Source organism: Polaribacter sp. 20A6 (assembly GCF_011378915.1).
GTDB lineage: Bacteria > Bacteroidota > Bacteroidia > Flavobacteriales > Flavobacteriaceae > Polaribacter > Polaribacter sejongensis.
The window spans coordinates 91,971-111,437 of the sequence record NZ_WTPZ01000001.1 but is presented as its reverse complement, the minus strand read 5'-3'; the positions used below and the strand labels follow the sequence as shown (position 1 = coordinate 111,437).

Sequence of the window (19,467 nt, the reverse complement as noted above, 5' to 3'; positions counted from 1 at the left end):
ACTTCAAAAAAAATTAAAATCCAATTTCAAAAAATTCGTAATTCGTAATTGTAAATTGTATTTTTGCCAATCTTAAAAATAAAGAAATGATATTACCAGTTGTAGCTTACGGAGATCCTGTTTTACGAAAAATGTCCGTAGAAATTGATGCAGATTATCCTAATTTAGAAAAATTGATTTCTAATATGAAAGAAACCATGTACAATGCTTCTGGTGTTGGTTTGGCAGCTCCTCAGATTGGTAAAGCAATCCGTTTATTTGTTATTGATGCTTCTCCTTTTGCTGAAGATGAAGATTTATCTGAAAAGGATAGAGCTGCTTTAAAGGATTTTAATAAAGTATTTATAAATGCTAAAATACTAAAGGAAGAAGGTGACGAATGGGCTTTTAACGAAGGATGTTTAAGCATTCCTGATGTTAGAGAAGACGTTTTTCGTCAGCCAGAAATTACTATTGAATATCAAGATGAAGATTTTAAAACTCATACAGAAACTTTAGACGGTTTAGCAGCAAGGGTTTTTCAACATGAATACGACCATATAGATGGAGTCTTGTTTACAGACAAACTTTCTTCCCTTAAAAAGAGGTTGATTAAAAAGAAATTAGAAAACATTTCTAAAGGGAAAATTAATGCAGACTACAGAATGCGTTTCCCAAATGCAAAAAAAGGTAAATAACAAAAAACCATGTCTTTTTCTAGCGCAGTCACAAACTATTTGTTTTTGATTTAAGAAAACGTTTGCCTGTTCTGGAAATGACATTTAATAAAATATACAAAAATGGAATTCAACAAAATTATTGCCGTAACTGGTAAACCTGGATTATTTCAAGTAATCTCACAATCTAAAAATGCAGTAATCGCAGAATCTTTAGTAGAAAAAAAACGTGTAGCAATTAATGCTGCTCAAAACGTTAGCTTGTTAGAAAACATAGCAATTTATACGTATGAAGAAGATGTACCATTATTAAACATTTTTACTTCTATGTATGAAAAAACAGAAGGTAAAGAAGCGTTATCTCATAAAGAAAGTAGTAAAAATTTAACCGCTTTTTTCTCTGAGGTTTTACCTGGTTATGACGAAGAAAGAGTGTATGCTTCTAACATAAAAAAAGTAATTCAGTGGTTTAATATGTTAGTAAAAGCAGGTATGGAATTCCCTAAAGTAGAAGAAGTTGCTGCTGAAGAAACTGAAAAAGAGTAAGCAGTTTTTAGTCTCAGTATTCAGTTAGCTTGTTTGTAGTATTAAGCATTAAATAATATAACAATTGTCATTCCGAACGAAGAATGAGGAGGAATCTCTTTTAGATTTCTCAATCGTTTATCAACACATTTCGAAATGACATTTTAATAAAACATCGTTTTGAATAGCAGAAAAGAACAATTAGCCGCTTTTAATAGATTGTTAGATATTATGGATGATCTTCGTGAGAAGTGTCCGTGGGATAAAAAACAAACTTTAGAAAGTTTACGTCATCTTACTATTGAGGAAACGTACGAATTGGCAGACGCTATTCTAGATAATGATTTACAAGAAATTAAAAAAGAATTAGGCGATGTGCTTCTGCACATCGTCTTTTATGCTAAAATTGGAAGCGAAAAAAAGGCTTTTGATATAGCAGATGTAGCGAATGCTATATGCGACAAATTAATACACAGACACCCGCATATTTACGGAAATGTTGTTGCCGAAACGGAAGAAGAAGTAAAACGTAACTGGGAACAATTAAAACTAAAAGAAGGAAACAAATCTGTTCTAGAAGGAGTTCCTAAAAGTTTACCTGCTGTTGTAAAAGCAAGTAGAATTCAAGAAAAAGTAAAAGGTGTTGGTTTCGATTGGGAAAAACCCGAACAAGTTTGGGAGAAAGTACAAGAAGAACTATCAGAACTAAACGAAGAAGTAAAAGCAGGTAACCAAGAAAACACAGAAAAGGAATTTGGTGATGTTTTGTTTTCTATGATTAACTACGCTCGTTTTATTGGTGTAAACCCAGAAAATGCTTTAGAAAAAACCAATAAGAAATTTATAAATCGTTTTCAGTTTTTAGAGCAAGAAGCTAAAAAAGAAGGCAAAGAACTTGCTGATATGTCTTTAGTTGAAATGGATGTGTATTGGGAAAAATCTAAAGAGTTTTTTAGGTAGTAAACTCTAAATATTTCTTTTTAAACAGAAGTTCATAAGACATATTCTTGTATCACATTAAACTTTTAAAATTTGGCTAAAGCCAATATTCATTTCATTAATTTTAGCACAGGCTGAAGCCTATGCCAATTCAAAACAAAACAATTTTATGTTTTTCAATTGCCTATGGATTTATCCATAGGTGAATAAAATTTATTACCACAATGGCTTTAGCCAAATTTATTTTTTCTTTGTATAAAATTGCGACTCTAAAAATCCTAATCCATATCCTAAAAACTGAGTTAAAGAAGTAAACATACTTAAAAACGCCACATACAAGTTCCTATTCTGTACTAAAGAATCAAGGAATATTAGCAAAAAATAAAATCCGTAAAAATAGAGCAATTGATTGTAACCAAAGATGGCTAAAATGATACTCAAATCAATTCCAATAATAAACAAAGAAGGAAACCAATAGGTTGGTTTTGCTGTTGTGGGATATTTTTTATTCAAAATAGGTCTTGCAGTTCCGAAACCAAAAGTCTGTTTAAAAAATTGCTGAATAGAGCTTCTCCTTTTATGATACACAAAAGCTTTTTCTATTAACTGTGTTTCACAACCATTTTCCCAAAGTCGGAATGTTAAATCGATATCTTCACCGTTTTTCATTTTAGAAAAACCTTGTGTTTTTTCAAATGCTTTCTTTGATAAACCAAGATTAAAACTTCTAGGCTGAAACTTACCGACAGCTTGTTTTTTCCCTCTAATTCCGCCAGTAGTTAATACGGAAGTCATGGAATAGTTAATTGCTTTTTGTAAGGATGTGAAGCTTTTATGTGCAGCATCTGGTCCGCCAAAAGCATCTGTATAATTTGTTTCTAATGCTTTTTTTACTTCAGATAAATAATGTGTTGGTACAATAACATCAGAATCTAAAATGATAAAATAATTACCTGAAGCATTTTGCATACCGAAATTACGGCTCGCTCCTGCCCCACTGTTTTCTTTAAAAAAGTATTTTAAATGAAGCTGAGACTTATATTTCTCAACAATCATTTCACTTTTTTCCGTAGAACCATCTTCTATAATTAAAATTTCAAAATCATTAGAAAAATCTTGTTTCGTAAGACTTTCTAACAACTCCTCTATTTCATTAGGACGATTGTAAACTGGAATTATTAAGGAAAAATTGAGACTCAAATTATAAATATTTTCAACGTTTTAAATGTTAAACCAATTTAAAGCGATCTTGTAAATGTAAAAAATTGAACGCTCATAAATCAAAAAAACAACAAAAAAATAGACGCTTTAGCTTAGTATAATTGAAAACGCCATCAAAATAAAAATAAAACCACTAATTTTATTTAACCAGACATTAAAATTAGGGTTGCTCTGTAGCTTTTGAGAAAAAAGACTCGCGAAAAATGACAGTCCTAAATACCAAATTGTACCTATAAGAGCAAATGTAACACCTAATAAGATAAAAGGTACAGGATTTTCTATTTCCAAAGGATTGATAAATTGAGGGAAGAAGGCTAAAAAGAATAATGCAACTTTCGGGTTTAACGTATTAGTTAGAAACCCTGACCAAAAATCACTTTTCCCTTTTTTTTGAGGTATCTTTTCATCACTATAATCCATTATTTTGTTACTGTTTTTAAGCTTTAAAAAACCAACATACACCAAATACAAAAAACCAACATATCTTATCACATCAAAAGCCAATTCCGATTTAGAAATCAACACAGATAATCCCAAAGCACCTAAAAAGGTATGTGTTAATACGCCTGCATTAATACCCAAAGCAGCATGTATTCCAGATTTTCTTCCCTGACCAATAGATTTATTTAAAACAAATACGGTATCGATGCCTGGAGTGATTACAAAAAACAATGCACTCAACATAAAAGCGATAAAATTTTCTATTCCCATGATATTCTTATATTAAAATAAAACTGAATACAAAGAAACTATTTTGCATCCTCTAGAAAAATACTTATTTTTGATTGATTAATGCAAAAAACGCATTAAATATGACAATTCAACAAATAAAATATTTTCTAACCCTTGCTAGCGAACTCCATTTTTGGAAAACAGCAGAAAAGGTATATATTTCTCAATCTTCTTTAAGTAGACAAATTCAGGCACTTGAGAGTGAAATGGGTATTCAACTATTTGAAAGAGATAAAAGAAATGTAAAATTAACGGATGCAGGTACTTTTTTAAGAGACCATTGGTCTACAATGATAAAAGAACTGGACCAAGTACACCGACAAGCAAAAAAAATTGATGAAGGTACATTTGGTTTTGTTTCCATCAGTTATCCTGGTTCTATTGCCTTTAAGTTTCTTCCTAATTTTTTAGAAGTTATCAACTCTAATCTCCCCGATTTAAAATTAGAATTGATTGAACCTACAGACGAGAGTCACGAAACATTATTGCTAAACTACGATACAGATATTGCTTTTAGTAGAGATAAAATAAACCATATAAACATAGATTCAATTAAACTAAACTCTGAACCAATTTGTGTTGTAGTACCCGAAAACCATTGGTTAAATGAAGCGTCTTTAAACAACATTAACGAGTTAAAAAACGAAAAATTTATTATTGCAGGCTTGCATCAAACAACTTTTTTTGCATCACTTTTAAGAACCTTTTTTGAAAAAAATAATTTTGAACCTAAAACAATTATAGAATCAGATTTTGGTGGCATGATTTTAAATCTGGTTGCTAGAGGACTTGGCATTTCTATTCTGCCGTATTCATATCAATTTTCGAAATCTAAAAACGTACGGTTTATTGAACTCAATGAAAACATCGATTTGTTTATCAATTGGAGAAAAAATGACCCAAACAAAACCATTAAAAAGATTGTTGATTTTAGTAAATTGGTAAAATAACACTCAAAATAATAAATGATTAAAAAATAAATTATTTTTAAAATTGGCTATTTTTAAAGTGTTTAACCTTCATCAATATCTATTATTTTAATAAAACAATGTAACAAATCCTTTAAATTAATCGTCTAAATAGAGAACTTATACCAAATGAATTTTAAAATGATTGATAATAAATTTGAATTATTTTTTCTTAATATGAAATAGAAAATGGAATTATAGCCTTAGTTATGGTTCTATTTTATATTAAAATAGTAAGGAAAAAGAAACGAATTTAATTGATCATTTTGATGTTTACTTGGTAATATCTACCAAACTCATTATGAAAAAAACTCTAACCTTTCTATTTTTATTTATTTTATTAGCTAGTTGCACCTCTCAAAAAAACTCAGAAGATTTTATTTCAACGACACAAGGACGTTATTTATTTAACGATAATGAAGTAATAGAAATCTTTTTTAAAGAACAGCAACTTTTTGCGAAATGGCGTGGAAATGATCATATTGATTTACTAAAAGTAAATGACAGCGCTTTTTACATGAAGGAATTAAATGAAAAAATACTGTTTGTGAGTCAACCAGAAATGCATATTCAATTGGCAGAAAAAAGAGAACATAAAGGATTAAAATACGACTTCCGAAAATTAAAGAATGGAGAAAAAACTCCTCATGAATATTTTGAAGCTCAACAATTTGATAAAGCGTTGGATGCTTTTAAAATGATTCAACAAAGAGATTCATTAAACCCAATTATAAGTCAAGGAACCTTAAATAGATTAGGTTATAAGTATATTAAAAAAGAAGATTTTGATTCAGCTTTAGAGATTTTCAAAATAAACGCTATATTATACCCAAATAAATCAAACGTTTTTGATAGCATGGCAGAAGCTTATTTTTTAAAAAAAGACACTGTTAATGCAATTATCAACTTTAAAAAAGCGTTAGCTATTAACCCAGAAAACAGAAATTCTGAACGTTTTTTAAAGAAAATAACAAAGAAATAAATGACACTAGAAGAACTAAAATATCCGATAGGAAAAACAAATATTCCTAAAAACATCACAAATAAAAATATTGAAGATTGGATTTCTATTTTGGAAAGATTTCCTCAAGAACTAGAATTCCTAACCAAAGACCTATCTGACAAACAATTAGACACACCTTACCGTGAGGGCGGTTGGACAATTAGACAAGTAATACATCATTGTTATGACAGTCATCATAATTCATATACGCGTTTTAAATGGGCTTTAACAGAAGACAAACCTGTTATTAAAGCCTATTATGAAGAACGTTGGGCAGAATTAGAAGATTCTAAATCTGACCCTGTATTTTTATCAATTGATGCTTTAAAAGCATTACATTCTAAATGGGTGTATTTCTTACGTAAATTGACGGATGCACAGTTAAACAAAACATTTATTCATCCTTCAGGAAATGTAGAAGTTAGTTTAAAAGAAAACATTTGTATCTATGCTTGGCACAGTAAACACCATTTTGCACACATAGAAGAATTGATGATTCGTGAAGGTTGGAAATAAAAATCACTTATGAAAACAGCTAAAGAATATTTTGATGAGTATGCAGTTAGTCATCAAAACGAAACAAACCAAGCGATACATTATATTTGTGTTCCTTTAATTTTTTTTAGTGTTATTGGTTTACTCATGAGTATACCAACCACCTTTTTAGAAAACACATTAAACTTATCCAATCCTTTAATAGAAAATTGGGCTGTAATAGTTGGGCTTGTTATTTCTATTTTTTATCTGCGTTTAGGCTTTTGGTATTTTATAGAAATGTCTTTGATAATTTTTATAGCAATTGCAGCTAATTTTTGGCTAGGTAATCAAGTAAACTTGCTTTTCGCTTCTTTAATTATTTTTGTTTTAGCTTGGATCGGTCAGTTTTATGGACATAAAGTAGAAGGTGCTAAACCATCATTCTTAAAAGACTTAGAATTTTTATTGATTGGTCCTTTGTGGGTAATACAAAAATTAGGAAAGAAAAAATAAAGAATGAAAGAAGAAATTACCTTTGAAGATTTTTTAAAAGTTGATATTAGAATAGGAACTATTATTGAAGTAAATGATTTTCCTAAAGCAAGAAAACCTGCCTATCAACTAAAAATTGATTTCGGCGCATTGGGCATTAAAAAGTCTAGTGCGCAAATAACAGATTTATATACAAAAGAAGATTTACTAAACAAACAAGTTGCTGTAGTTGTAAATTTTAAACCTAGACAAATTGCCAACTTTATGAGTGAATGTTTGGTGATTGGTGTTTATAATACAGCAGGAGATGTAGTTTTATTACAAGCCTCTAAAGAGATAAAAACGGGGAGCAAGTTAATTAGTGGTTTAAGGTTTAAGGTTTAAGGTTTAAGGTTTAAGGTTTAAGGTTTAAGGTTTAAGGTTTAAGGAATTTAAAAAAAATCACATAAAATCATCTTAAATATAGGATTTCTTTAAAAAAAAGATACAGATTATCTCTTGTCTCTTGTCTCTTGTCTCTTGTCTCTAAAAATTATAAATTTTACCAAAACAACTCTACATAAGTTAATTCTTCGGATTATTTAAAATAACTAAAGCTCCGATTACACCCGGAATCCATCCGCAAAGCGTTAGCAAAAAAATAATAAAGAAAGAACCACAACCTTTATCTATCACAGAAAGTGGCGGAAAGAAAATAGCAAGTAATACTCTTATAAAACTCATTTTTATATTTAGTTGGTTACAGAAATAAGACGAATTAAAAATAAATTTGTTACAGAAAAATGCTAAAAAATTAAAGTTTAAAAATGATATTTTCTATTTATAACCTCAACAAAATCAACATTAAATAACAAAATAGGTTTTATTTAAAATGAATTGTAAAAAAAACTCAAATATTATGTCAATAAAAGTGACTATCTTTATAAAAACGTGTCTTAAATTATAGCATATAAAAATAAATAATATGCTAACTAGTATTCTTAACTTTGCAAAAAACTAATCTATATTACTTATGAAAAAATTTTTATGTATTGTTTTATTTATTTCAGTAGCTATTGCATGTAAATCTACCTCTGCAGTTAGTACCAAATTAGACAATAAAACCGAACGTATTTTAAAAGGAAACTTTACAATGACTGCTGTTGACTTTCCTGGATCAGACTTTTTAAATGTAACTTCTTTTTACATAGCAGACTCTAAATGTTTTGTTGGTAGTGACTGGAGTTTTGTTTCTAATAACAACAAAGGAGAAATGGCACTTACTAGCCTAAGTACTTCTTGTAAAGAATTTAGCTCTCCAATAACTTGGTACCTAAATAAAGATGGAAAATTTGTTTTAAAAATCATTAACGACTACAAAGCAAAAGAAGTAAATAACGGTTTTGTTTTAGATATTATAAATGTAACAGAATCAAGCTTCCAATTGGTAGACCAAATTAACGTTGCAGGACAAACAAAAGATATTACTTACTCTTTTCAAAGAAAATAATTAAAAAAGAAACACAATGAAAAAATCAATAATTTATAGTTTATCAGTATTATTTATAACAGCAAGCATGCTTACCTCTTGTGAAGCTGTTAAAAATGCAAACAACACACAAAAAGGTGCCGGTATTGGTACTGCAGCAGGTGCTATTTTAGGTGCCGTAATTGGAAACAATGTTGGAAACGGTAAAAATTCTGAATTAGGCGCTGTTTTAGGTGGTGTAATTGGAGGTGTTACCGGTGGTGTAATTGGTAATAAAATGGACAAACAAGCTCGTGAAATAGAAGAAGCAATACCTGGAGCAGAAGTAGAAAGAGTTGGGGAAGGTATTATGTTAACTTTAGGTGAAAATGCCGTTAGATTTGATACTAATAAGGCAACATTATCTGCAAGTGCACAAGCAAACTTAGAAAAATTAGTTCCTATTTTTAATAGTTACGAAAACACTAATATTGTTATTTATGGTTACACAGATAGTACTGGTAGTGTTGAATACAACCAAACCTTATCTGCTAAAAGAGCAAATTCTGTAAAAGAGTACTTAACAACTAAAGGTCTTGAAAATGCAAGATTTGAAACCAAAGGTTTAGGTGTTAATGACCCTATTGCAACAAACGAAACTGCAGAAGGAAGAAGCCAAAACAGACGTGTAGAGTTTGCTATTGTTGCCAATGAACAAATGATTCAAGAAGCACAAAAAGAAGCTGGAAACTAAATATAATCTTACTTTAATAAAAAGGCTACTCAAATGAGTGGCCTTTTTTGTTTCATCAAACTATATTTTCCCTAATTTTGCACCACATAAACAATTAAGAATGCCACGTAGAGAACGAAATAAATTTGTAAAGAAGAATCAAGTTTTAGAATTAAAAATTGAAGATTACGCTTTTGGCGGAAAAGGGATTGCAAGAATCCAGTCTGAAGAAGGTAGTTTTGTTATTTTTGTTCCGAATACCTTGCCTGGTCAATTAGTAAAAGCACAAATAAGTAAGTCTAGTAAAAACTATGCAGAAGCGAAGTTGATAGACGTTTTAGAACCATCTGAAGATGAAGTAGAAGTTCCTTATCAAGACATTCCTGGTGCCCCTTATATTCAATTACCTATAGATTTACAGCATAAATATAAAAAAGAAAGCACTTTAACTTTATTTAAAAAAATAGGAAAAGTAGAAAATATTGAAGACCTATTTGATGAATTTGTAACTTCTCCAAACGTATTTCATTATAGAAATAAAATGGAATATGGTTTTTCTGCTATTGGATATGATAGAGTTACAAAAAGAGATAAAGATGAGTTTACATTAGGTTTTAAAAGACGTGGTGTTTGGTGGATGGGAGATAATTTAGAAAAAGATTCTGGTTTGTTTGATAAACAACTAGAAGACAATCTAAAAAACATTCGTCAATACTGTATAGACACTGGCTTAGAGCCTTGGCATGGACCAAAAAAGACTGGTTTCTTCCGTTATTTTGTGGTAAGAAAATCTTTTAAAACAGATGAGTTGTTATGTAATTTAGTAACTACTTCTCCAGAATTAGAGAATTTCGATTTACAGAAATTTGCTTCTTTTCTAAAAGATATTTTTGGAGATCGTTTAGCTGGTTTACTACATACTATTAATGATGAAACTGGAGATAGAACTATTGCAACTGCAGGTAGTTTAGATTTAGTGTATGGTAAAGATAAAATTGTAGAAGAGTTATTAGGTTTGAATTTTGAAATCAGCATGAAAAGCTTTTTTCAAACGAATCCTAAATGTGCAGAAAAATTATATTCTAAGGTTGTAGAATATGTTTTAGAAGATAAAACGAAAGTAGACAATACTGTGGTAATGGATTTATTCTGCGGAACAGGAACCATAGGACAAATTGTAGCTTCTAAAAGTGAAAATGCAAAAATTGTTGGTGTAGATATTGTAGCTTCTGCAATTGAAGATGCAGAAAAAAATGCTAAAAGAAATAATATTGATGGATTAAAATTTTATGCAGCAGATGTTGGTAAATTCTTAGTTGCAAATCCAGAATATAAAGATAAAATAAAGACCATTATTTTAGATCCTGCTAGAGCAGGAATTGCGCCTAAAACATTACAAAAAATCATCAATCTAAATGCAGACAGAATGGTGTATGTTTCTTGTAATCCTGCAACTCAAGCTAGAGATACAGAATTGTTAGCAGAGGCTGGTTATTTTATTAAAAAAATTAGTTTGGTAGATCAATTTCCACATACTAGCCATATTGAAACAGTGGTTTTGTTTGAGAAGAAATAACATTTATAAATTCTTATAAAAACTTCTACTAAGAACGATTTATAAGATTTAAGATAATTTTATTAAAACGTACAACTAATATTAAAAGGAATCATTATATATTGATACTTTAAAGTTAAAGCTAAAAAAATGAAAAAACTAACAGACTTCGAAATCAATAGAAAATTAGAAAAATTACAAGATTGGGATTATTATGACGATGCTTTGCATACAGATTTTGAGTTCGATAACTTTAAAGATTGTATGTCTGCCATGAATAGAATTGCGTTTGAATGTGAGGCTTTAAACCATCATCCAGAATGGACAAACAACTACAATACTTTAGATATTAAGTTAACCACACATGATGTAGATGGTGTTACAAAACTAGACTTTAAATTGGCTAAAGCCATAAATAAAATTGTAGAAGTTGAAGAATAGTATCTATAAAACACTCGTTGTTTTAGTAATTGGTTTGCTTATAAACACCTCATGTACTAAAGATGATTTCTGTCTACAAAACCCTGTTACTCCTAATTTGGTATTGCGTTTTTATGATGACACGAATAAGGAATCTACAAAAGATGTGAGTACTTTATATGTTTGGGCAGAAGGAAAAGATACCATCGCAGATTTTAATGGTACTAGTTTAGACTCTATTTATATTCCTTTAAATAGTTTAACAACAGAAACTGTTTATAAACTTTCTAACGGAACAGATGTAGATACTTTTACCATAACTTACACTCCAAAAGAAGAATATGTATCTCGTTCTTGTGGATATAAAATTACTTTTAATGATGTTACTTTTTATTCTGATAATACTTGGATAAAAGAATTTACACCATCAACATTAACAACACTAGACAATCAAAACACAGCACATGTACAAATATTTCATTAGCATCTGTTTCCTTTTTGTTTTTGTTAATGGGCAATCTCAAGAACAGAAAAAAGACACACTTATAAATGCTAAAAAAGATTCTATTGTCTATAAATCTAAATACGGATTAAGAGTTGGTGTAGACATTAGCAACCCCATTTTGGCACAATTTAATAGTTCTTACTCTGGATTAGAAATTGTAGGAGATTATAGAATTAAAAAAAACTTATACCTTGCTGCAGAAGTTGGTTACGAAGAAGAAACAACTACTGAAGACTATACAAACTCGACTGTAAAAGGAAGTTATTTAAGACTTGGTGTTAACTATAATGTCTACCAAAATTGGTTAGACATGAACAATGAAATCTTTATAGGAGCTCGTTATGGTTTTAGTCTTTTCGATCAAACTTTAAACACTTACACACCCAACGTTAATTCAGTATATTTCCCTGCAGATGAAATAACCTCATCTGTGTCAGCTACAGATTTAAATGTACATTGGACAGAGTTTATAATAGGTTTAAAAGTAGAAACCTTTAATAATTTCTTCGTTTCTTTTAGCGGTTCTTATAAAATTGCTATGAGTGTAAAAGAACCAGATAATTTTGAAACTCTTTACGCACCCGGCTTTAATAGAGTATTTGATAGTGGTACAGGTTTCGGGTTTAACTACACACTTACGTACTTAATCCCTTTTAAGAAAAAGTAATTTTATTACAACTTAGTATTTTTTAGTAACTTTATCATCCTTATTTTTTAAACAAAACATCATGAATAAAATTCCTAGTGTAAATTTAGTAGACTTTTTATCTTCGGATAAAAGCAAAAAACAACAATTTATTGATGAAATTGGTCATGCTTACGAAAACATAGGTTTTGTAGCTTTAAAAGGTCATTTTTTAGATGACAAATTAGTAGAAAGCTTATATACAGAAATTAAAAACTTTTTTGATTTACCTGTAGAAACCAAAGAAAAATATGAAATTCCAGGTATTGGAGGTCAACGTGGTTATGTTTCTTTTGGGAAAGAATCTGCAAAAGGAAAAAAAGAAGGAGATTTAAAGGAATTTTGGCATTTTGGTCAGTATGTAGACGCGGCTTCTAAATACGCTAAAGAATACCCAGAAAACGTTACGGTTAATGAATTGGCAAACTTTAATGCCGTTGGTAAAGAAACGTATCAGATGTTAGAAAAAACAGCTAAATATGTGTTACGTTCTTTGGCCTTGCATTTAGGTTTAGAAGAAACGTATTTTGATAATTATATTAAAGACGGAAATAGTATTCTACGCCCAATCCATTACCCACCAATACAAACAGAACCTAAAGGAGCAGAAAGAGCTGCAGCCCACGGAGATATTAATTTAATTACCTTATTAATGGGTGCACAAGGTAAAGGATTACAAGTGCAAAACCATAAAGGAGATTGGATTGATGCTATGGCAGCACCAGACGAATTAATGATTAATGTTGGAGACATGTTATCTCGTCATAGTAATAACAAATTAAAATCTACCATTCATAGAGTGGTAAATCCACCAAAAGAAATGTGGGGAACATCACGCTATTCAATTCCGTTTTTTATGCATCCCGTTTCTGATATGAAATTAGATGTTTTAGAAAATTGTATCGATGAAAATAACCCAAAACAATTTGAGGATATTACTGCAGGTGAATTTTTAGACGAAAGATTAAGAGAATTAGGATTGAAAAAATAGTTGGCAGTTCTCAGTCTTCAGTTAGCAGTAACAAGTTAACTGAAGACTGAAGACTGAAGACTGAAGACTGATAAAACATGGATTTTAAAGATCAATTAAAAAATTTATTTCCAGAGCATAAGGAAACTGTAGAACCTGTAAAAGAAAAATCGGATATTTGGTTACAAGATGATCCGATTATTTGCAAATACGAAAAACGTAAAGGAAAGCCAATTACAATTTTAGAAGGCTATACAGGCGCAACATCAGACTTTAAAAAGCTTGCAAAAGAAATTAAAACAAAACTATCTGTTGGCGGTAGCTTTAAAGATGATAAAATTATTATTCAAGGTGATTTTAGAGATCAAATAATGACCATGCTAAAAGATAAAGGCTTTAAAGTAAAGCGAGTTGGTGGATAAAATTTAGTACTCTTACAATAAATAATTACTGTAAACGTTATTAATAAATTATGAACTCGTCTATACTACATATTACAAATGGAGATAGTACTACAAACTATCTAAAAAAACTTAATTTCTCCGGAAGTTTTATTACTTGGAGAGAAATGTTATGTGAAGGAAAAACGACTGTAGATGTAGGAAGTGAAACTTTCTGGAAAAACAGGTTCGATTTTTTAAAAACTTCTTACAATATTAGCAAAAGGAAATTTATAGACTTTACTTTAAAAGAATATAGAACCCTTTGTAGTAAAAAGGAATCTAAAGAAATAGTCTTATGGTTTGATCACGATTTGTTCTGTCAGATTAACATGATTGCCGTTATTAGTTGGTTAAAAACCTATAGAAGTGGCTATCATATTTCTTTAGTAACTAGTGGTAAAATAAAAGGAAATAAGAAACTAAAGAGTTTATCTGAGCTTACAGAAAATCAAATTCAGCAACATTATAAAAACAGAATAGATTTAACTCAAGATGATATTGAGTACGCAGACTATATTTGGCAACTATACTGCTCAGACAGTCCGCTTAGATTAGAAACGGTCTACAAATTCAATCCAATGTCTCCTTTCACTTATTTAGTAGAAGCTTTAGAAGCACATTTACAAAGATTTCCTTCCATTAAAAATGGATTAAATAAAGTTGAAAACACTATTTTAGAAACTGCAAACACACAACAATTTTCTTCTAAAAATCAATTAGTACAGCAATTGTTAAAAACACAAACTGTTTATGGTTTGGGAGATATGCAGTACGAACATCATATAGAACAACTTCAAAAATTATTTACCTCTTTCGATCCTGTAAAATTATCTAGAAAAGGAAAAAAAGTACTAGAAAACCAGCTAAATTTTTATGGCGAACTTCGCAATGAAAATTCGTATCTTGGTGGAGCAAAAAAATATAGTTTTCTTTACAATCATCAATCAGAAAAACTATTACAAATTACATCTTAAATGTCTATAAAACAATCTGAACTTATCTTAAATCCGGATGGAAGTATTTATCATCTAAATTTAAGACCAGAACATATTGCCACAAATATAATTTTTGTTGGCGATCAAGATAGAGTCGATAAAATCTCTAAACATTTTGATTCTATCCAGTTTACTACTCAAAAACGCGAATTTAAAACAACAACAGGTACTTACAAGAACAAACAATTTACTGTAATTTCTACCGGAATCGGTCCAGATAATATAGATATTGTTTTAAATGAATTGGATGCACTTGTTAATATCGATTTAGAAACTAGAAAACCAAAAGAAAATTTAACTTCTTTAAATATTGTAAGAATAGGAACTTCTGGTTCTTTGCATGACGATATTCCGGTCGATTCTTTTGTAATTGGTTCTCACGGATTAGATTTAAACGGATTGCTTCACTCCTATCAAATTGATGCAATTTCTAATCCAGAAATTGAAAATGCTTTTGTAAAACATACCAATTGGAGTGCTAAAAAATCATATCCTATTGTTATTGAAAATAGCAAAGAATTAGAAGACAGATTAAAATCTGATAAAACACACCAAGGAATCACAGCTACTGCCGGAGGTTTTTATGGGCCTCAAGGTAGAATTTTACGTTTAGCGATACAAGACAATGAACTAAACCATAAGATTGATAGTTTTAGTTTTAACCAACATAGAATAACCAATTTAGAAATGGAAACCTCAGCTATTTATGGTTTATCTAAACTTTTAGGTCACAAAGCTTGTTCTATAAACGCAATTATTGCCAATAGAGCCAATGGATCTTTTAGCAAAAACCCAGGAAAAGTAGTTGCCGATTTAATAGAATATACACTTGAAAAATTAATTGAGTAGATGACAAACCTTACAATTGGCGGAGTTCCAGAGCATTTTAATTATCCTTGGTATTTAACCTTAAAAAATAAAGAATACAAAAAACACAACATCAATCTACGTTGGCAAGATTTCCCTGGCGGAACAGGTGCCATGTGTAAAGCTTTACGTGCTGGTGATGTAGATATTGCTATTGTTTTAACCGAAGGAATTATTAAAGATATTGCAGACGGAAACCCTTCTAAAATTGTACAGACATTTGTAAAATCTCCATTAATTTGGGGAATTCATGTAGGCGCAAAATCATCTTTTAAAAACATTGAAGATTTAGAGCACGCAACCATTGCCATTAGTCGTTTTGGATCTGGTTCGCATTTAATGGCTATTGTAAATGCTCACAACCAAGGTTGGGACATAGCCAATTTAAAGTTTAAAGTAATTGGCAATTTACAAGGCGGAATTGATGCTTTAACCAACGGAGAAGCAGACTATTTTATGTGGGAACATTTTACCACAAAACCTTTAGTAGACAATGGTACTTTTAGGTTAATTGACGATTGCCCTACTCCATGGCCTTGTTTTGTTATTGCAGTTAGAAATGAAGTTTTAGAAAATAATTTTGAAGAAGTTAAAAAAGTTTTAGACATTATTAATGGTAAAACAAAAGACTTTAAAAAAATTGATGCTATCGATAAAATTCTAGCAGCAAGGTACGAGCAGCAATTAGAAGACATCCAGCAATGGTTAAAAATTACCGAATGGAATGACGGAAAACCTATTTCTAAAAATAAAATTACACGCATACAAAATAAAATGGTTCAGTTTAACGTTATTGAAGAGAAGAAAAATTCGAGCAATTTCATAAAAAATATGTACATTTAGCACGAAAAACCATTATCTATGAAAAAAGTAGTATTTATTGCAGTTTGTATTTTAGGAATCCTTTGTTTTTCTTCTTGTAGAAGTACCTCAAAATCTTGCGGTTTAGCAGATAACACCACAACTATTCAAACAACCTTAAAGCAAGTAGATTTAACTTAAAATCTAATTGTTTCTTAATTTCAAATTCAATGAATCCGCGTTTACTGCGGATTTTTTTTGCTCTAAACCGCTATACCTCTTAATAGTAAGCTAACTATTCGTAAACTTTTTCATAAAGTTTATCTTACCTTTTTTTCATTTTTATTTTACGTTTACAATACATTCTCTTTTTATGTTTGAAAGAACTTAGAAATAAGATAATTGTTTACAGATATATTTAGAAAATCGTTTTCTTCATAAACATGTGTACATAAGAAACAATTCTTTTTCTTTTTATGAAACAAAATGAAAAAACAAAAAAAACGAAAGTTAGATTATGTTGTAATTTCAGACGTACATTTAGGTACTTATGGTTGTAGAGCTAAAGAATTATTAAATTACTTAAAAACAATTCAGCCAAAAGTATTAATACTAAACGGTGACATTATAGACATCTGGCAATTTAACAAACGTTACTTTCCTAAGTCTCATATGAATGTAATTAAACACATTACTTCTCTCCTTTCTAAAGGAACAACCATTTATTACATTACCGGAAACCATGATGAAATGCTTAGAAAGTTTAAAGGTTTTCAACTAGGAAACTTTAAAATTTTAAACAAAGTCGTTTTAAACATTGATGATAAAAAAGCATGGATTTTTCATGGAGATGTATTTGATATCACCATGAAACATTCTAAATGGTTAGCAAAATTAGGCGGAAAAGGATACGATTTTCTAATTCTAATAAACACCTTTATAAATTGGATTAGTAAACTCTTTGGTTACGGAAAACTATCACTTTCTAAAAAGATAAAAAACAGTGTAAAAAGCGCCGTTAAGTTTATTGATAATTTTGAAAAAACGGCTTCAGACATTGCCATTGAGAATAACTATAACTATGTAATATGCGGACATATTCATCAACCAGAAATTAGAGAAATTGAAAACCAAAAAGGTAAAACAACCTATCTAAACTCTGGAGATTGGATTGAAAATTTAACAGCTTTAGAATACAAAAATCACCAATGGAGTTTATATGAATATGCAAATGATGAAATAGCTCAAAACACTGAAAAGAAACTTAGTAAAAATGAGCTAAAGAATGCAAATAAAGAAGAAAAGAACAATTTTCTTTTTGAAGAATTACTAAAAGAATTTGATATTCAAAAACCCTTAAAATAATTAATCATGAAAATATTATATGCAATTCAGGGTACTGGAAACGGCCATATCACAAGAGCTAAAGAAATTATACCAATTCTTCAAGAGAAAGGAGATTTAGACATTTTAGTTAGTGGAAATGAGAGTAATTTAGATATTGGTTTCGATATAAAATACAAACTTCATGGTTTAAATTTTACATTTGGTAAAAAAGGGGGTATCGATTTTTGGGCGAGTTATAAAAAAATGAAATTGTCTCGTTTTTACAATGAAATTAAAAACTTCCCCATAAAAAAGTACGACTTAATAGTAAACGATTTTGAACCTGTTTCTGCTTGGGCCGCAAAGCTAAATAATATAAACATTGTATCTTTAAGCCACCAAAATGCGGTTTTAGATATTGCTTCTCCAAAATATGGAAAACACAAAATAGAAAAACTAATTTTAAAGCACTACGCACCTGCAAGTCTTCGGTTTGGTTTTCATTTTAAACCTTATAGTTCTGCTACTTTTACACCGATTATAAGAAAAAGTATTCGAGCTAAAAAAATAAGCAACAAAGGGCATATAACAGTTTATTTACCATCTTATAATGTGGCTAAAATTGTAGCCGTCTTGTCTAAAATACCTATTATAAAATGGCATATTTTTTCTAAAGAAAATAAACGTTTAATCTTTAAAAAGAACATTACCATTTACCCAATTAACGAATTCGATTTTATAAAAAGTATGGCTTCTTCTGCAGGAGTTCTTTGTGGAGCAGGTTTCGAAACACCTTCTGAAGCTTTATTTTTAAAGAAAAAGTTAATGGTAATTCCTATGAAAAATCAATATGAACAACAATGTAATGCTTTAGCTCTAAAAAAAATGGGGGTTTCTGTATTGAAAAAATTAAATAGAAAACAAGTTCTTAAAATAGCCAAATGGATTCAGAGTGATGTTTTTATTCCAGTGGACTACCCAGACACAACAGAAGACATTTTAGATGCTATTTTATTACCTTATGAAAATCAGACCGCTTTTCCTACCATTCTATCGTAGGTTTATTTAATTTCTTTAAAACAGCATTAGTTTTAGAAAAGTGCTTGCTACCAAACCAACCTCTCCAAGCGCCTAAAGGAGACGGATGCGGAGCGGTAAATACAGTATGTTTTTCTAAATTTATTAATTTTGTTTTACTTTCTGCAAATTTACCCCAAAGTAAAAAAACAACGTTTTCTTTTTCTTCAGAAATGCTTTTAATTACAGCATCTGTAAAATCTTCCCATCCTTTTTTTTGATGACTTCCCGCCTCATGTGCTCTGACCGTTAAAGTTGCATTCAATAATAAAACACCTTGTTTTGCCCATTTTTCTAAATTCCCACTTTGTGGAATTTCTTGATCTAAATCTGTTGCAATTTCTTTAAAAATATTTTTTAATGAAGGTGGTTGCTTCATTCCGTCTTTTACAGAAAAACACAATCCGTTGGCCTGATCTAGGTCATGATAAGGGTCTTGACCGATAATAACTACTTTTAAATCATTTAAAGAACAAAAATTAAACGCAGCAAAAATGTCTTCTTGTTTCGGAAAACATTGGTGATTTTTATATTCTGATGTTACAAAATTTGTTAATTCTTTAAAATAAGGTTTATAAAATTCTGATTGTAAAAGAGGTTGCCAACTTCTAGTAAGTATTGTATTCATAA

Annotated in this window: 26 protein-coding genes; 22 read left to right on the top strand and 4 right to left on the bottom strand. The window is 29.9% G+C overall.

Annotated elements, in window-relative coordinates; all coding sequences use genetic code 11:
* The first annotated feature begins 86 nt into the window (after positions 1-86).
* From def to mazG, 3 genes are all read left to right on the top strand, one after another.
* Entirely contained in the window at positions 87-677 is a 591-nt protein-coding gene (gene def, locus GQS57_RS00475) for a peptide deformylase (RefSeq protein WP_165730165.1), read from the top strand.
* Between the two features lie 102 nt (positions 678-779).
* A complete protein-coding gene (locus GQS57_RS00470) occupies positions 780-1,202 on the top strand; it encodes a DUF5606 domain-containing protein (RefSeq protein ID WP_165730163.1) in 423 nt (140 codons plus the stop codon).
* A gap of 159 nt (positions 1,203-1,361) precedes the next feature.
* Positions 1,362-2,141, top strand: a complete 780-nt coding sequence (gene mazG / locus GQS57_RS00465) for a nucleoside triphosphate pyrophosphohydrolase (protein WP_165730161.1) — start codon at positions 1,362-1,364, stop codon at positions 2,139-2,141.
* Between the two features lie 219 nt (positions 2,142-2,360).
* Here the strand turns inward: mazG and GQS57_RS00460 are convergent, their stop codons facing one another.
* Positions 2,361-3,320, bottom strand: a complete 960-nt coding sequence (locus tag GQS57_RS00460; RefSeq protein ID WP_165730159.1) for a glycosyltransferase family 2 protein — start codon at positions 3,318-3,320, stop codon at positions 2,361-2,363.
* Between the two features lie 108 nt (positions 3,321-3,428).
* Entirely contained in the window at positions 3,429-4,052 is a 624-nt protein-coding gene (locus GQS57_RS00455; protein WP_165730157.1) for a LysE family translocator, read from the bottom strand.
* 101 nt (positions 4,053-4,153) lie between these two features.
* Here GQS57_RS00455 and GQS57_RS00450 point away from each other — a divergent pair, with 101 nt between their 5' ends.
* From GQS57_RS00450 to GQS57_RS00430, 5 genes are all read left to right on the top strand, one after another.
* Positions 4,154-5,023, top strand: a complete 870-nt coding sequence (locus GQS57_RS00450) for a LysR substrate-binding domain-containing protein (protein WP_165730156.1) — start codon at positions 4,154-4,156, stop codon at positions 5,021-5,023.
* A 319-nt stretch (positions 5,024-5,342) separates the two neighbouring features.
* Positions 5,343-6,023 (top strand): type IV pilus biogenesis/stability protein PilW, encoded by a 681-nt coding sequence (locus tag GQS57_RS00445; protein ID WP_165730154.1) that lies wholly within the window; start codon positions 5,343-5,345, stop codon positions 6,021-6,023.
* Positions 6,024-6,560, top strand: a complete 537-nt coding sequence (locus GQS57_RS00440) for a YfiT family bacillithiol transferase (RefSeq protein ID WP_165730152.1) — start codon at positions 6,024-6,026, stop codon at positions 6,558-6,560.
* Positions 6,561-6,569: 9 nt separating this feature from the next.
* Positions 6,570-7,034 (top strand): DUF962 domain-containing protein, encoded by a 465-nt coding sequence (locus tag GQS57_RS00435; RefSeq protein WP_165730150.1) that lies wholly within the window; start codon positions 6,570-6,572, stop codon positions 7,032-7,034.
* Between the two features lie 3 nt (positions 7,035-7,037).
* Positions 7,038-7,397 carry a tRNA-binding protein gene (locus GQS57_RS00430; RefSeq protein WP_165730148.1) on the top strand — a complete coding sequence of 120 codons (360 nt, stop codon included), beginning with the start codon at positions 7,038-7,040 and terminating at the stop codon, positions 7,395-7,397.
* A gap of 180 nt (positions 7,398-7,577) precedes the next feature.
* Here GQS57_RS00430 and GQS57_RS00425 read toward each other — a convergent pair whose 3' ends face one another.
* A complete protein-coding gene (locus GQS57_RS00425; RefSeq protein WP_082864245.1) occupies positions 7,578-7,736 on the bottom strand; it encodes a YqaE/Pmp3 family membrane protein in 159 nt (52 codons plus the stop codon).
* A 289-nt stretch (positions 7,737-8,025) separates the two neighbouring features.
* Here GQS57_RS00425 and GQS57_RS00420 point away from each other — a divergent pair, with 289 nt between their 5' ends.
* The 14 genes from GQS57_RS00420 (at position 8,026) to GQS57_RS00355 (ending at position 18,819) form a co-directional block, all read left to right on the top strand.
* Positions 8,026-8,502: a lipocalin family protein gene (locus GQS57_RS00420; RefSeq protein WP_165730147.1), complete on the top strand. Its 477-nt coding sequence runs from the start codon at positions 8,026-8,028 to the stop codon at positions 8,500-8,502.
* 16 nt (positions 8,503-8,518) lie between these two features.
* The gene (locus GQS57_RS00415; RefSeq protein ID WP_165730145.1) at positions 8,519-9,214 is read left to right on the top strand and encodes an OmpA family protein; all 696 of its coding nucleotides are present in this window, start codon (positions 8,519-8,521) and stop codon (positions 9,212-9,214) included.
* Between the two features lie 100 nt (positions 9,215-9,314).
* Complete coding sequence (gene rlmD, locus GQS57_RS00410) at positions 9,315-10,769, top strand: 23S rRNA (uracil(1939)-C(5))-methyltransferase RlmD (RefSeq protein ID WP_165730143.1); 1,455 nt, start codon at positions 9,315-9,317, stop codon at positions 10,767-10,769.
* A 129-nt stretch (positions 10,770-10,898) separates the two neighbouring features.
* Positions 10,899-11,189 (top strand): 4a-hydroxytetrahydrobiopterin dehydratase, encoded by a 291-nt coding sequence (locus GQS57_RS00405; protein ID WP_068450203.1) that lies wholly within the window; start codon positions 10,899-10,901, stop codon positions 11,187-11,189.
* Entirely contained in the window at positions 11,179-11,652 is a 474-nt protein-coding gene (locus GQS57_RS00400) for a DUF6452 family protein (protein ID WP_205860163.1), read from the top strand. The genes GQS57_RS00405 and GQS57_RS00400 overlap by 11 nt, the downstream gene beginning before the upstream one ends.
* The gene (locus tag GQS57_RS00395; protein ID WP_165730141.1) at positions 11,633-12,340 is read left to right on the top strand and encodes a DUF6048 family protein; all 708 of its coding nucleotides are present in this window, start codon (positions 11,633-11,635) and stop codon (positions 12,338-12,340) included. Before GQS57_RS00400 ends, GQS57_RS00395 begins: the two co-directional genes overlap by 20 nt.
* Positions 12,341-12,401: 61 nt before the next feature.
* A complete protein-coding gene (locus tag GQS57_RS00390; RefSeq protein ID WP_165730139.1) occupies positions 12,402-13,349 on the top strand; it encodes an isopenicillin N synthase family oxygenase in 948 nt (315 codons plus the stop codon).
* A 77-nt stretch (positions 13,350-13,426) separates the two neighbouring features.
* Positions 13,427-13,750 carry a translation initiation factor gene (locus tag GQS57_RS00385; protein WP_165730137.1) on the top strand — a complete coding sequence of 108 codons (324 nt, stop codon included), beginning with the start codon at positions 13,427-13,429 and terminating at the stop codon, positions 13,748-13,750.
* 50 nt (positions 13,751-13,800) lie between these two features.
* Positions 13,801-14,745: a DUF1835 domain-containing protein gene (locus tag GQS57_RS00380; protein WP_165730135.1), complete on the top strand. Its 945-nt coding sequence runs from the start codon at positions 13,801-13,803 to the stop codon at positions 14,743-14,745.
* A complete protein-coding gene (locus GQS57_RS00375) occupies positions 14,746-15,615 on the top strand; it encodes a nucleoside phosphorylase (protein ID WP_165730133.1) in 870 nt (289 codons plus the stop codon).
* Entirely contained in the window at positions 15,616-16,476 is an 861-nt protein-coding gene (locus GQS57_RS00370; protein ID WP_165730131.1) for a substrate-binding domain-containing protein, read from the top strand. It begins immediately after the preceding gene.
* Between the two features lie 18 nt (positions 16,477-16,494).
* The gene (locus GQS57_RS00365) at positions 16,495-16,635 is read left to right on the top strand and encodes a hypothetical protein (RefSeq protein WP_157603647.1); all 141 of its coding nucleotides are present in this window, start codon (positions 16,495-16,497) and stop codon (positions 16,633-16,635) included.
* Positions 16,636-16,920: 285 nt separating this feature from the next.
* Positions 16,921-17,799: a UDP-2,3-diacylglucosamine diphosphatase gene (locus tag GQS57_RS00360; protein WP_165730129.1), complete on the top strand. Its 879-nt coding sequence runs from the start codon at positions 16,921-16,923 to the stop codon at positions 17,797-17,799.
* A 6-nt stretch (positions 17,800-17,805) separates the two neighbouring features.
* Entirely contained in the window at positions 17,806-18,819 is a 1,014-nt protein-coding gene (locus tag GQS57_RS00355) for a glycosyltransferase family protein (RefSeq protein ID WP_165730127.1), read from the top strand.
* On the opposite strand, the gene GQS57_RS00350 is transcribed toward GQS57_RS00355, so the two are convergent.
* Entirely contained in the window at positions 18,803-19,465 is a 663-nt protein-coding gene (locus GQS57_RS00350) for a uracil-DNA glycosylase (protein ID WP_165730125.1), read from the bottom strand. The two genes, GQS57_RS00355 and GQS57_RS00350, sit on opposite strands and share 17 nt — an antisense overlap.
* Between the last annotated feature and the right edge of the window lie 2 nt (positions 19,466-19,467).